Annotated in this window: 9 protein-coding genes; 6 read left to right on the top strand and 3 right to left on the bottom strand. The window is 72.4% G+C overall.

What is annotated here, in order from left to right; genetic code table 11:
- Positions 1-2 precede the first annotated feature (2 nt).
- From ABZ434_RS19085 to ABZ434_RS19060, 6 genes are read left to right on the top strand one after another with little or no spacing between them, the layout of a single operon-like run.
- Positions 3-1,982, top strand: coding sequence for a hypothetical protein (locus ABZ434_RS19085; protein WP_359137764.1), 1,980 nt, complete (start codon positions 3-5; stop codon positions 1,980-1,982).
- A gap of 2 nt (positions 1,983-1,984) precedes the next feature.
- Complete coding sequence (locus ABZ434_RS19080) at positions 1,985-2,587, top strand: hypothetical protein (protein WP_359137762.1); 603 nt, start codon at positions 1,985-1,987, stop codon at positions 2,585-2,587.
- Positions 2,584-3,663, top strand: a complete 1,080-nt coding sequence (locus ABZ434_RS19075; protein WP_359137759.1) for a right-handed parallel beta-helix repeat-containing protein — start codon at positions 2,584-2,586, stop codon at positions 3,661-3,663. Before ABZ434_RS19080 ends, ABZ434_RS19075 begins: the two co-directional genes overlap by 4 nt.
- On the top strand, positions 3,660-4,811 hold the full coding sequence (locus ABZ434_RS19070) for an SGNH/GDSL hydrolase family protein (protein ID WP_359137756.1): 1,152 nt from the start codon (positions 3,660-3,662) through the stop codon (positions 4,809-4,811). The genes ABZ434_RS19075 and ABZ434_RS19070 overlap by 4 nt, the downstream gene beginning before the upstream one ends.
- Positions 4,812-4,821: 10 nt before the next feature.
- On the top strand, positions 4,822-7,236 hold the full coding sequence (locus tag ABZ434_RS19065) for a polysaccharide lyase 8 family protein (RefSeq protein ID WP_359137753.1): 2,415 nt from the start codon (positions 4,822-4,824) through the stop codon (positions 7,234-7,236).
- A 4-nt stretch (positions 7,237-7,240) separates the two neighbouring features.
- On the top strand, positions 7,241-8,215 hold the full coding sequence (locus ABZ434_RS19060) for an acetylxylan esterase (protein ID WP_359137750.1): 975 nt from the start codon (positions 7,241-7,243) through the stop codon (positions 8,213-8,215).
- A gap of 10 nt (positions 8,216-8,225) precedes the next feature.
- Here ABZ434_RS19060 and ABZ434_RS19055 read toward each other — a convergent pair whose 3' ends face one another.
- The 3 genes from ABZ434_RS19055 to ABZ434_RS19045 all read right to left on the bottom strand — a co-directional run bounded on the left by ABZ434_RS19055 (position 8,226) and on the right by ABZ434_RS19045 (position 13,031).
- Positions 8,226-9,770 carry an NAD(P)/FAD-dependent oxidoreductase gene (locus ABZ434_RS19055; RefSeq protein WP_359137747.1) on the bottom strand — a complete coding sequence of 515 codons (1,545 nt, stop codon included), beginning with the start codon at positions 9,768-9,770 and terminating at the stop codon, positions 8,226-8,228.
- A 100-nt stretch (positions 9,771-9,870) separates the two neighbouring features.
- Positions 9,871-12,114: a serine/threonine-protein kinase gene (locus tag ABZ434_RS19050; RefSeq protein ID WP_359137743.1), complete on the bottom strand. Its 2,244-nt coding sequence runs from the start codon at positions 12,112-12,114 to the stop codon at positions 9,871-9,873.
- A gap of 26 nt (positions 12,115-12,140) precedes the next feature.
- Entirely contained in the window at positions 12,141-13,031 is an 891-nt protein-coding gene (locus ABZ434_RS19045; RefSeq protein WP_359137740.1) for an oxygenase MpaB family protein, read from the bottom strand.
- Positions 13,032-13,083: the final 52 nt, after the last annotated feature.

The raw sequence follows: 13,083 nt of genomic DNA, 5'->3' as shown, positions 1-13,083 counted from the left end.
CCTTGCTTCTCTCGGCGACCCCGCCGCCCGGCCCGCGTCCCGCGCAGGAGGTGCGGCTGTACGAGGAGGCTGCCCGCCATTGCGGGCTGACCCCGCCCCGTACGCACCCTCTGGCCAGCATCACGTGGCTCGGCCCCGCCGCCTCCAACCCGGCCCTGGCCTACCGGGCCGGCGGTGACCCGGCGCATCTGGCGGAGAGCCTGCGCTGGATCGAGGCCGCGGTGCGGCTGCCGCACTGGGGCAGGGCCCATATGCCGGACCACGACCTGGACGCCGGCTGGCTGCTGCACCACCTGGCCCTCGCCTACCGCTGGCTCGGCGACGACCTGCCGGAGGGTGTACAGGCGCTGCTGCGGTACAAACTGCTGCTCCAGGGGCGGCGGATGTACGAGTTCGCGGTGGCGAGCGAGGGCAGATGGTGGTCGTCGTCGTACTGGCAGAACCACAACTGGATCTGTTACGCGGGGCTGGCCACGGCAGGCTACGTGCTGGGCAAGGAGGAGTGGACCGAGCGCGCGAAGGACAACCTCGGGACCGTCCTGGACCTGATGCCCGAGGACGGATCGCATGCCGAGGGCGTCGTCTACTGGCGCTACGGTGTGCCCTTCCTCGCCGTCCACCTGGATCTTCTGCAGGAGGCGGAAGGCATCGACTGGTGGGACAGGGGCAGCTTCCTCTCCCGTACGTTCCGCTACCGGCTGCACCAGACGGCGCCCGGATTCGCGTTCAACGTCGACCACGGCGACTGCCACGACCGGCGCAGCGGCCACAGCGCCGGGCTCTACTACCGGCTCGCGGCCCAGTACGCGATCCCCGAGGCCCAGTGGATGGGCGATCTGGCATCGGGCGAACTGCTGTGGCAGGAGGCGGCCGAGAGTGGGGTGCGGCCGGGGATCCTGCCGGAGGCCTACCTCGAATACCTCTGGTACGACCCGTCCGTGCCGTCGGCCCGGCCCACCGAGACCCGGGCGTTCTTCCCGGACCTCGGCCTGCTGGCCGCGCGCACCGGCTGGGAGGACGACGCCACTCTGGTGTCGTTCAAGGCCAGCCCGGGCGGCGGCCACCGGGCATGGGAGGCCTCCGGGAAACACCGGGCGGAGAAGGGCTGGGACACTCTCAACCAGGGGCACCATCACCCCGATTCGGGTTCGTTCGTGCTGATCTCGCAGGGTGCGTTCCTTGCGGTGGACGAGGGATACAGCAACCGCAAGCGGGCCGCTCATCACAACCTGCTGCTGGTGGACGGGCAGGGGTACGCGGACGAGGACCGGTACCACGTGTACCGGGACATCCCCTTCGAGCGGCAGGCCCGGCAACGCGATGTGCTGGTCTCCGCCGACTGCCGATGGGCGCACTCCACGGCCGAGATCGCCGCGATGTACGACCCCGCGCTGGGGGTACGGCGGCTCGACCGGACGCTGGTCCTCACCCCCTCGGGGCGCCTGGTCCTGCTGGACCTCGCCGAGGCGGACGCCGCACGGGAGTGGACGTTCCTGCTCCAGACCGACCGGCCCACCGAGCCGCAGCAGGACGGAAGCCGGCTGATCCGCTCCGGGGCCGCCTCGGCACGGTGGCGGCAGTTCGCACCGGCCGATGCCCGCGTCACCGGGAAGGTCACCGAGGTGGAGGCCAATCCGACCTCCAGCACACCGGAGCTTCGCCTCACCCGCATTTTGCACACGCTGAGTTCGACGTCGAAACCGTCACCCGACGGGCTGTTCCTCACCACGATCGCGCCCGGCACGGACACCGACGCCTCGCGCGTCCCTTGCTCGGAGGGCCAGGGCGTGACCTTCGGTACGGAGACCGTGCTGCTCTCCCCCGTCGCCCGGCGGATCCGTTGCACCGGTGTCCACGCCGACGCGGCCGCCGTGCTGCTCACGGACGGCGGCGCCCCATGGGTGGTGGCGGCGACCCGGCTGGAGCTGGACGGCAGGACGCTCCTCGACGTGGCGGAGCCGTACACAGGAAAGGTCGGCTGATCATGCAGGCAACCCTCTCGTCCGGTTGGCCGACGCTGCTGCGCCGGCTGGAGTTCGTGGCCTACCCGGCCGCCGCCGGGGCCGCGTTCGCCGTGCTGTCGCTCGGAGTGGTGACCTGGCTTCCCGCGCTCGCCGCGATGGCCCACGGGCTCCAGCGGTGGCGGGCCGAAGGGGACAGCCGCTGCTTCGTCCACACGTTCACGGCGTTCCCGCGGTACTGGCGGGCGCTGTGGCGGCACTCCCTCGTGTCCACGGCGGCCGGAGGCGTGCTGGCCGCCAACATCGTTCATCTGCTGGGCCGTTCGGAGCCATGGAGCTTCGTCCTGCTCGCCGCGCAGGCGGGCATCGCGGCCGCTCTGGTCATCCATCATGTGGCGCTCGCCGCCGAGGCGGGCCAGGCGCCGGACGGCACGGTCAGCGCCTGGACACGCGGTGCGCTGGCGCTCGGCTTCGGTTCGGCCGCCCGCGGCACCGCCCTGCTCGGTGCGGTGGTCTCCGCCGTGCTCCTCTCCCTCGTCGTACCGCTGGGGCCGCTGCTGCTCGGCCCGAGCATTCCCGTACTGCTCGCTCTGTCCTTCGCCGACCCCAGGAGGCACGCCTCATGAGCCACGCACTGCGCACCGCCCTCGTCGCCGCACTCGCCCTCGGCGCCCCGCTCGTCCTCCCCCCGCCGTCGGTGGCAGCCGCCACCGCCACCGCCTACTACGTGTCGCCGGCCGGCAGCGACAGCAACTCCGGTACGTCGGCGGGCTCCCCGCTCGCCACGATCCAGAAGGCCGTCGATCTGGCCCCGACGGGGGCGGTGGTGAACCTCGCCGCCGGTACGTACAAGCAGGATGTCGTCACCAAGCGCGCCGGCGTCACGATCACCGGCCCGGCGAACGCCGTGGTGAAGGGGGCGGGCGACGCCCGGATCATTCAGGTGCAGCACGATTCGACGACACTGAGCGGCTTCACGGTGGACGGGCTGCACGGGTCGTCCACCGACGTGACGGGGTACCGCCTCAAGCTCGTATATGTCATGAGCACGACGCCCGGCAACGGAGTGGGCGGCCTGCGCATCACCGGGATGACCCTCAGGAACGCCGCCGACGAGTGCCTGCGGGTGCGCTATCTGGTGACCGGCGCCGACATATCCGGCAACACCATCACCGACTGCGGCGTCGCCGACTTCAAGTTCGGCGGCGGCGGCAAGAACGGCGAGGGCATCTACCTCGGCACGGCCCCCGAGCAGCAGGGCGCGAACGGCGCCCCCGACGCGGCCGCCGACGTCAGCAGGAACAACCGCATCCACCACAACACCATCGCGACGCGCGGCAACGAGTGCGTCGACGTGAAGGAGAACTCGACCAACAACTACGTCGAGTACAACGACTGCAGCCAGCAGAAGGACTCCAGCTCCGGGGGCCTGGACGCGCGGGGCAGCGGCAACATCTTCCGCTACAACACCATCCACGACAACGTCGGCGCGGGCATCCGGCTCGGCGGTGACACCGCGACCGACGGCATCGACACCAGCGTCTACGGCAACACGATCACCGGCAACGCCGGCGGCGGGATCAAGTTCATGCGCACCCCGCAGGGCCCCGTCTGCACGAACACGATGAGCGGGAACACCGGTGGCGACGCTGTGGGCACCTACGGCAGTGAGTACGCCCCGACCGGTGCGTGCCCCCAGTGAGCGGGCCCGGGCCCGCGAGACGCGGGGTACTGACGGCGGCGGCCGGGCTGGCCGCGGTCGTGGCGACGGCGCCGGGCGCGCAGGCCGCCGACGGAACGGGCCGCGCTGCCCGCCGCTCACGCTGGGCGACGTCGTGGGCGACCGCGCAGACCGCGCCGACCCCCACCGACACGGTGGCACGTACCGGTCTGACACAGGGCACTTTCACCGCGCACGTACGGCTGTCGGCCGGTGGACAGGTCCGGCTGCGCTACGGCCACGCCTTCGGAACGGTGCCGGTCCTCATCGGCCCGGTGACCGCGGACGGCAGATCCGTGACGTTCGGCGGGCAGCGGCAGGCCTGGCTCGCCGCGGGCGCCTCGCTCACCAGTGACGCCGTCGGAGGGCTGCGGGCCCCCGAGGGCTCCCTGCTGACGGTTCGCACCGAACTGCCGGGCCCCACCGGCCCGTTGTCCTTCCACCGCAACACCCATGCCTCGCACGACGTCGACGGGGAGCGCACCACTTCGGTGTTCCTGCTGACAGGTGTCGAGGTGACGGGCGCACACGGCCCGGTGGTCGCGGTGCTGGGCGACTCCATCGCGGAGGGCGTGGGCACACCCGACGACTCCGATCTGCGCTGGCCCGACCAACTGGCCCGGCGCCTGCCCGGGGCCGCGGTCGCCGATCTCGGGATCAGCGGCAACCGTGTGCTGCTGGACGACGCCCGGTTCGGGCCGGGCGGACAGGCCCGGTTCGACCGCGATGTGCTGTCCCTGCCCGGGCTGCGGACCGTGCTGATCCATCTCGGGGTCAACGACCTCCAGCAGCCGCCCAGCCAGATGGACCCCGCACTCGTCCTGGCCGGCTACCGACAACTGGTTCTCCGTGCCCGGGACGCCGGTCTGCGCGCGGTCGGCGCGACCATCGCCCCGTTCGGCGGCTGGACCCGCTGGACGCCCGGGCTCGAGACGGTGCGGCAGCACATCAACGCCGCCGTGCGGACCGGCCGGGTCTTCGACGCCGTCGCCGACTTCGACGCGGCCCTGCGCGATCCGGACCACCCGGAGCGGATGCTGCCCGCGTACGACAGCGGCGACGGGCTCCACCCCAGTCCTTCCGGCCATGCGGCGCTCGCCGCGGCCGTCGACCGCCGACACCTTCTGTGAGGGCCGCATCATGAATCCAGGCACCACCAGAGGCACCACCCGCCGCACTGTGCTCGCCGGTGCGGCGGCGCTCGGCGCAGCCGCCGCCCTGCCACTCACGCTCACGGCAGGCACCGCGCGCGCCGCGGTCCCGGTCGACGACGCAGCCTCGCTGCGGGCCCGGTGGCACACACTGCTCACCGGCGGCCCCGGTCTCGACCTCGCGGACGCGCGGATCGCCGCCGCCGTCGCCCGCATCGCCAAGGCCGCGACGACGTCCGGGAAGGGCCTGGATCCGGCCCGTACCGACGGGCTGTTCCCCGACCTGACCAGCACCACGCTCTCCAACCATGTGACGACTTCGTTCAAGCGCCTGGCGACCGTCGCGACGGCGTGGGCCGTCCCCGGCACCGTCCAGTACGGCGACGCCGCGCTCCGCGACCTGCTCCTGGCCGGCATCGACTGGATGCTGACGCACCGGTACGGGCCGGAGCACGCGCGGTTCGACAACGACTGGGACTGGGAGATCGGCTCGGCGCTCGCCCTCAACGACGCGGCCGTGCTGCTGTACGACGTACTCGGTACGGAGCGGCTGGACCGGATCAACGCGGCGGTCCGCGGCTACACGCCCGACCCGAACCTCTGGCGGGCCGACCGGCAGATCGCGACCGGCGCCAACCGGGTGTGGATCTCGACCGTCGTCGCCGTGAACGCGGTGCTCCGCGACAGCGGCGAGGACCTCGCCCGGGTCCGTGACGCTCTTTCGGACGTCGAGGGTTCGGGCGCCAACAGCGTCCTCGCCTTCAACGACGCGAGTGCGGCGTCCGAGGGCACGGGCGAGGGCTTCTACTCCGACGGCTCGTTCCTCCAGCACTACAAGCACCCGTACAACGGCGGCTACGGCAAGGAACTGCTGAACAACCTGTCCCGGCTGCTGAACCTCCTCGCGGGCACCTCGTGGACGGTGACCGACCCCGATCTCGACAACGTACGGCTCTGGGTGGACGAGGGCTTCGATCCGCTGCTGGCGCGCGGCGATGTGATGGCATCGGTCTGCGGGCGCGAGATCGCCCGGCCCAGCAAGCAGGGCCACGCCTCCGCGCAGACGGTCATCGAGGCCGTGGTGCGGCTGATCCCGAGCTTCCCCGGGGAGACCGCCGACCGGTTCACCGCCCTGGTCAAGCAGTGGATCGCCGAGGACACGTACCGCGACTTCCTCGCCGTCACCGACCTCGCCTCGCTCGTCGCGGCCCGGAACGTCATCGCCTCGCCGGTGCCGGCCCGCGGCCCGCTGGTCGCCCACAAGCAGCATCCGCGGATGGACAAGGCGGCCCACCACCGGCCCTCGTTCGCCCTCGGGATCTCGGCGTACTCGTCGCGGATCTACAACTACGAGTCGATCCAGAACGAGAACCTGCACGCCTGGCACCTCTCCGACGGCATGGTGCTCCTGTACACGGACGACCTCGGCCACTACAGCGAGGACTACTGGCCGACCGTCGATCCCGCGCGGCTGCCCGGCACCACCGTCCTCGCGGGCCGGCCCGCCGATGCCGCGGGGCAGCGCACCACGAGCACCGCCGACTGGGCCGGCGGCGCCGCGCTGCCCGGCACGACACTCGGTGCGTACGGCATGGAACTGCGGGCGTTCGGCAGTTCGCTGCACGGTCTCAAGAGCTGGTTCTGCCTCGACGACGTCATCGCGTGCGTCGGCTCCGGGATCAGTGCCGAGGAGGGGACCGCCGAGACGATCGTGGAGAACCGGAAACTGCGGGACCCGGCGGCGGCGCTCCTCGTCAACGGTCAGGCCGCCGGGGCGGACACCGGGTGGTCGGCGCAGCTGGACAAGGTGCGGTGGCTGCATCTCGCAGGGACCGGCGGCTATGTCTTCCCCGAACCTGTCACCCTGCACGGGCTGCGCGAGGAGCGGACGGCCACCTGGCGCGAGATCAACCTCAAGTACGGCACGGACACCTCCGTGACCCGCCCGTATCTGACGCTGTGGCAGGACCACGGGTCCGCACCGGACGGGGCCGGCTACTTCTGGCTCCAGGCCCCGGCCGCCTCCGCCGAGCGGACGAAGCAGTTCTCGGCCGCTCCCCCGGTGGAACTGATCGCCCGTTCCACCGCCGTGCACGCGGTACGCCGCTGCGCTGACGGGCTGCTCGCCGCGAACTTCTGGACCGCCGGATCCGTGCAGGAGCTCACCTCGGACGGCCCGGCATCCGTCCTCGTACGGCCGGAAGGGAAGACGGTGACCGTCTCACTGTCCGACCCGACCCAGCTGCGGTCCTCCGTCGTCCTTGACCTCGCCCGGCGCAATCTGAACGTCGTCTCGGCCGACCCGGGCATCACCGTGGCGCCGACCGGCACCGGCATCCGGATCACCGCGGACACCACCGCACACCACGGTGCAACCCTCGACCTCACCCTGAAGAGGAGCTGAACCCTTGCTGTTCGACATGCCCCTGGACCGGCTGCGCGACTACCGGCCGGAGCCGGAGGAGCCGGCCGACTTCGACGCGTTCTGGGCGAAGACGCTCACCGAGACGGGCCGCCACGACCTGGACGCCTCGTTCGTCCCGTACGACGCCGGGTTCGCCACCGTCGACGTGTTCGACGTGACGTTCCGCGGCTGGGGCGGCCAGCCGGTGAAGGCGTGGCTGATGCTCCCCCGGGAACGCCCGGAGCCGCTGCCCGCCGTGGTGCAGTACATCGGGTACAACGGCGGCCGGGGCATCCCCTACTCCTGGCTCACCTGGAGCGCCCTCGGCTACGCCCATCTGGTGATGGACAACCGCGGTCAGGGCGGCGGCGGCAAGAACACCGCCGACACGGTGGACATCGGCCCCGACGGCAACGGTTCCTCCTCCCCCGGCTTCCTGACCCGGGGCATCGAGGACCCGTACCGGCACTACTACCGCCGGCTGATCACGGACGCGGTCCGGGCCGTCGACGCGGCGAAGGCCCATGACGCGGTGGACGCCTCGCGGGTCGCGGTGCTCGGCGGCAGTCAGGGCGGCGGCCTCGCGCTCGCCGTGGCGGGACTGCGCGACGACGTCACGGCCGCCGTCGCCGATGTGCCGTTCCTCTGCCACTACCGGCGCGCCTCGCAGATCACGGATGCCGGCCCGTACGCGGAGATCGCCCGCTGGCTGTCCGGGCACCGCTTCCGGATCGACGAGGCGATGGAGACCCTGTCCTACTTCGACGGCGTCAACTTCGCTGCGCGGGCGAGTGCTCCTGCGTGGTTCTCCGTGGGACTGATGGACAAGATCTGCCCGTCGTCCACCGTGTTCGCCGCGTACCACCGCTACGCCGGTCCGGCGCAGATCGAGGTGTTCACGTACAACGGGCACGAGGGCGGTGCGGAGTACGACCTGCCGCGCAAGATCGCCGCGCTGCGAGGCGCGTTCGGTCGGTGACGGGCTCCGGTCACCGGCCCAGCGCCGCCATCGCGGCGTTGTGGCCGGGGACCCCGCTGACCCCTCCGCCCCGCACCGCGCCGGCCCCGCAGAGCAGAACGTTGGCGTGGGCGGTCTCCACGCCCCAGCGGCCGGTCTCCGGTGTGGCGTAAGGGAAGGCGAGGTCCCGGTGGAAGATGTGGCCGCCCGGCAGCCGCAGGTCCTGTTCGAGATCCAGCGGTGTCTTCGCCTCGATGCAGGGCGCGCCGTTCGCGTCGAGCGCCAGGCAGTCGGCGAGCGGTTCCTGCAGGTGGGCGTCGAGCTCGGCGAGGGTGGCCTCGAGCAGGGTGGCGCGGGTGGCCTCGTTGTCCGCGGCGAAGAGGCGGGCCGGGGCGTGCAGGCCGAACAGGGTCAGCGTCTGATGGCCGCGGGCTGCTAGATCCGCGCCGAGGATCGAGGGGTCGGTGAGCGAGTGGCAGTAGATCTCCGAGGGCGGGGCGGCGGGCAGCCGGCCCGCGGCCGCGTCCTGGTAGGCGTCGGCCAGTTGCCCGTAGCCCTCGGCGATGTGGAAGGTTCCGGCGAACGCCTGGCGCGGGTCCACGGACCGGTCCCTGAGCCGGGGCAGCCGGGTGAGCAGCATGTTCACCTTCAGCTGGGCGCCTTCGGCCGGTACGGGCGGCTCGTCGCCGAGGAGTGCGGCGAGCGCCTGCGGCGAGGCGTTGACCAGGACGCGGCGGGCGCCGACGGTGGACTCGCCGTCCTCCGTCCGCACGGTCACCTCGGCGTGCGTCCCGTCGGTGGCGATGCCGATCGCCTCGTGCCCGGTGCGGATCTCCGCACCGGCCGCCAGCGCCGCACCCGCGAGGGCGTCCGTGAGTGCGCCCATGCCGCCGACGGGGACGTCCCAGTCACCGGTTCCGCCGCCGATCACGTGGTAGAGGAAACAGCGGTTCTGGAGCAGTGAGGGATCGTGCGCGTCGGCGAAGGTGCCGATGAGCGCGTCCGTGAGGACGACACCACGGACGAGGTCGTCCTCGAAGTTCTCCTCGACGGCGACGCCGATGGGCTCCTCGAACAGCATCCGCCAGGCGTCCGCGTCGCCGATCCGCTCCCGCAGCGCTTCGCGGGTGGGCAGCGGCTCGGTGAGCGTCGGGAATACCCGCCCGGCGACCTGTCCGGTGCGTGCGTAGAAGCGCTGCCACGCCTCGTACTCCCGGTCCGACCCGGTGAGCGCGGCGAACGAGTCGCGGGTGCGGTCGCCCGCGACGAGCAGTCCGGTGGCACGTCCGTCGCGAACGGCCGGGGTGTAGGAGGAGACGGTCCGTTTGCGTACGGCGAAGTCCAGGCCGAGATCGCGGACGATCTTCGAGGGGAGCAGCGACACGAGGTACGAGTAGCGCGACAGCCGGGCGTCGACCCCCGCGAAGGGGCGGGTGGAGACGGCGGCTCCCCCCGTGGTGCCGAGCCGTTCCAGGACCAGGACGGACCGTCCGGCGCGGGCGAGGTAGGCGGCGGCGACCAGGCCGTTGTGGCCGCCGCCCACGATCACTGCGTCATAGCTGTCTCGTACGGGCATGCCCCTTGGTAACACGGGCGCGCGGTCCGGGCCAGGGGGTGGCCGGCCCGTCGAACGCCGCACCGCGGGCGCCCCTGGGGCTCCCGCCGGTGGGCCGGGTTCAGTGCGACGGGATGCCGCGTTGCTGCCGCAGCGCCGCCACCTGCCGGTAGAGGTCCACCGCTTCCGGGCCTCTGCCGAGCTGCTCGAGGCAGTGCGCCTCGTCGTTGCGGCCGGCGAGGGTGTCGGGATGGTCGGCGCCCAGGACCCGGGTCCGTGCCTCGGCGACCTGACGGTAGACCGTCAGGGCGTCGGCCCAGCGGCCGAGCCAGCCGAGGCCCACGGCGACCTCGCGGCGGCTGACCAGGGTGTCGGGATGGTCGGGACCCAGCACGCGTTCGCGGCCTGCGCAGACCTCGCGGGATTCGGCCAGCGCCTCCTCCCAGCGGGCCAGCCGGCCCAGGTTGACGCCCAGCCCGTGGCGGGCCCGGAGCGTCTCGGGGTCGGCGGGGCCGCTGACCCGGGTGCGGTCCCCGACGAGCGCGCGGTAGAGCTCCAGGGCCTCGGCGCTGCGGCCCAGGCGCCCGAGGCTGATGCCGACCTCGTAGCGGGCCGCGAGGGTGTCGGGATGGTCGGCGCCCAGCGTCTGCGACCGGGCCCGGACGACTTCCCGGTAGGTCTGCAGGGCCTCCGTCCAGCGGCCGAGCCGGCCCAGGGTGTAGCCGACCTCGTAACGGGTGACGAGGGTGTCGGGGTGGTTGGCGCCCAGCAGGCGGGCGCGTGCGTTCGCCACGTCGCGGGCCATGCCGAACGACTCCTCCAGCCGCCCGAGCCTGCTGAGGTTGAAGGCCAGGTTGTGGCGGCAGCGCAGGGTGTCGGGGTGGTCGGGCCCCATCGAGCGTTCCCGGGAGGCGAGCACGGCGGCGTAGAGCTGGTGGGCCTCGAAGTGGCGGCCGAGCTGGCCCAGTACGTACGCCATCTCCTGGCGGGCCGCGAGGGTCTCCGGATGATCGGGGCCGAGTGTGCGTTCGCGTCCCTGGGCGACGACGCCGAACTCCCGCAGCGCGTCCGCCGCGCGGCCGGTGCGGCTGAGGGTGAAGCCGACCTCGTACCGGCTGGAGAGGGTGTCCGGGTGGTCGGGGCCCAGTGCCTTGCGGCGTTCGGCGGCGACCGCCCGGTGAACCTCTCCCGCCTCCTCCCAGTGGCCGAGCCTGCCGAGGTTGAGGCCGGCGCTGTGGCGGTTGGCGAGGGTGGAGAGCAGGTCCGGCGCCGGCGTGGGCCGTGCGGCGCCGGCGGGCCGCTCGGTGCCGGTGGTCCATTCGCCGGTCAGGCCCGCGGAGTGGTCGATCGGCTCCGGCGGGAGGTGCGCGACGCCGGTCGCCTTGTGCCCGCTGGTCATGCCGTGCGTCCAGGCCGGCAGGGGCGGTGCGGCGGCGGCCTGGGCGCCGGGAAGGGCCACGAGGGCCGGCGGCGCGAGCAGCACCCTGCCGGTGGGTTCCAGGTGTGGCTGTCCGCCGGTGCGTCCGACGGCGATACGGCGGAGGAGGTCACCGGCGTCCACCGGACGCTGCTCGGGGGTCTTGGCGAGCAGTTCCAGGACGACGCGGTCGAAGAAGCCGGGCAGTTCCGCCCGGTGGGTGCGCAGGGGTTCGGGAGGGGTGTCGCGGTGGCCGACGAGGACGCCCCAGGCGTCGTCGAGGTCGAACGGCGGCGCCCCGGTGGCGATCTCGTACAGCACGCAGCCCAGGGAGTAGAGGTCGCTGCGGTGGTCGACCTGGCCACCGCTGATCTGCTCAGGCGACATGTAGTGCGGGGTGCCCATGGCGATGCCCACGCCGGTGAGGCGGGAGGTGACCGAGATGTCGTGGCCCAGCCGGGCGATGCCGAAGTCGCAGATCTTCACCGTCCCGTCGGCCAGCCGCATGATGTTGGCGGGCTTGAGGTCCCGGTGGACGATGCCCTGCTGGTGGGTGTACCCGAGGGCGTCCGCGACCTGTTCGGCGATGTCGACGACGTCGTCGACCGGCAGCGGGTGCTGTTTGTTGTCCTCCAGGAGCTGGCTGAGGTTGCGGCCGTCGAGGAGCTCCATCACCAGATAGAGCACGCCCTCGTGCTCGCCGAAGTCATGGACGACGGTGACGCCCCGGTGCTGGAGGGCGGCGGCGACGCGGGCCTCCCTGCGGAAGCGTTCACGCAGGATGCGGGTGAAGTCCTTGTCGTGCTGCGGGCCCATCGGCTTGAGGCATTTCACGGCGACCTGACGGCCGAGTGATTCGTCGCGGGCACGCCACACCTCGCCCATGCCGCCACGCCCGATCAGATCGAGCAGTCGGTACCGGCTCTGTATCAGCCTGGTTTCCGCCATCCCTGCTGTCGCCCCCGTCGCTCCGCCTACTGTTGCTGCGCCCTCCCCGGCCCGTCCAGTATGGCTGCCTGCCTTTTCAGTGTGTACGGGGTGGGGCGGCTACCGGGCCCGAGTCGTGCCATCGCCTTCAGAACGTGACCGGGCGGGAGTCGCCGGCGCAGCCGCGAGGGAATGGCGCGCAGGACCGTTCCGGTGGTGCGCAGGCGGCGGTCCACGACGGCCACCGGCGGTGCGGGTCTGCCGTACAACTCGTGTGCGAACGGCGGCAGCGACTGGTAGGCGAGGGTCGCGACGCGACGCCACAGCACGGCGCGCGCCGGGACCAGCAGGGGGTGGACCGGCGGCCGGCACAGGAAGTCGTCGACGTCCAGCGCATCCTGGGAGCGGGCGAGTTGGGGCCGGACCCGCTCGAAGTACGCCGCCAGTTGCGCGACGGTCCCGGGTACGCCGGCCGGGTCGAGGCCGACGAGCCTGGCGCTGGTGCGGTGCTCGTCGACGTACCGGTCGGCCTGCGCGCCGGTGAGCGGGTAGCCGGAGCGCCGCTCGACCTGGAGGTAGGAGTCGGCCTCCGCACAGTGCACCCACAGCAGGAGGTCCGGGTCGTCGACTCCGTAGGTCTCGCCGGTCAGCGGGTCGGTGACCTTCAGGAGCCGGTGGATCTTCCGGACCCGGGCGCCGGCCTTCTCGGCGGCGTCGGTGGTGCCGTAGGTGATGGTTCCGACGAAGTCCGCCGTGCGCATCAGCCGGCCCCATGCGTCCTCGCGGAAGTCGGAATGCTGCATGACGCCGCGCACCGCGCGCGGGTGGAGCGCCTGGAGGTACAGGGCACGCACGCCGGCGACCCACATCATCGGGTCACCGTGCAGCTGCCAGGTGACCGATGCGGGCCCGAAGAGCCCGGGGTCCGGTGCCGTCATGTACTGGTACCTCCTGCCCGCCGGTGAACCGGCGCGCTCGTCGCAAGGGGGC

The sequence above is a fragment of the Streptomyces sp. NPDC005761 genome (genome assembly GCF_040630635.1).
In the GTDB taxonomy this organism is placed as follows: domain Bacteria; phylum Actinomycetota; class Actinomycetes; order Streptomycetales; family Streptomycetaceae; genus Streptomyces.
This window is presented reverse-complemented; position numbering and strand designations above follow the sequence as displayed.

What these genes read in the sequence shown, in the direction of transcription:
- ABZ434_RS19080 (WP_359137762.1), top strand. Translation starts at nt 1,985, where the DNA reads ATGCAGGCAACCCTCTCGTCCGGTTGGCCGACGCTGCTGCGCCGGCTG.
- ABZ434_RS19075 (WP_359137759.1), top strand. Translation starts at nt 2,584, where the DNA reads ATGAGCCACGCACTGCGCACCGCCCTCGTCGCCGCACTCGCCCTCGGC.
- ABZ434_RS19065 (WP_359137753.1), top strand. Translation starts at nt 4,822, where the DNA reads ATGAATCCAGGCACCACCAGAGGCACCACCCGCCGCACTGTGCTCGCC.
- ABZ434_RS19055 (WP_359137747.1), bottom strand. Translation starts at nt 9,770, where the DNA reads ATGCCCGTACGAGACAGCTATGACGCAGTGATCGTGGGCGGCGGCCAC.
- ABZ434_RS19050 (WP_359137743.1), bottom strand. Translation starts at nt 12,114, where the DNA reads ATGGCGGAAACCAGGCTGATACAGAGCCGGTACCGACTGCTCGATCTG.
- ABZ434_RS19045 (WP_359137740.1), bottom strand. Translation starts at nt 13,031, where the DNA reads ATGACGGCACCGGACCCCGGGCTCTTCGGGCCCGCATCGGTCACCTGG.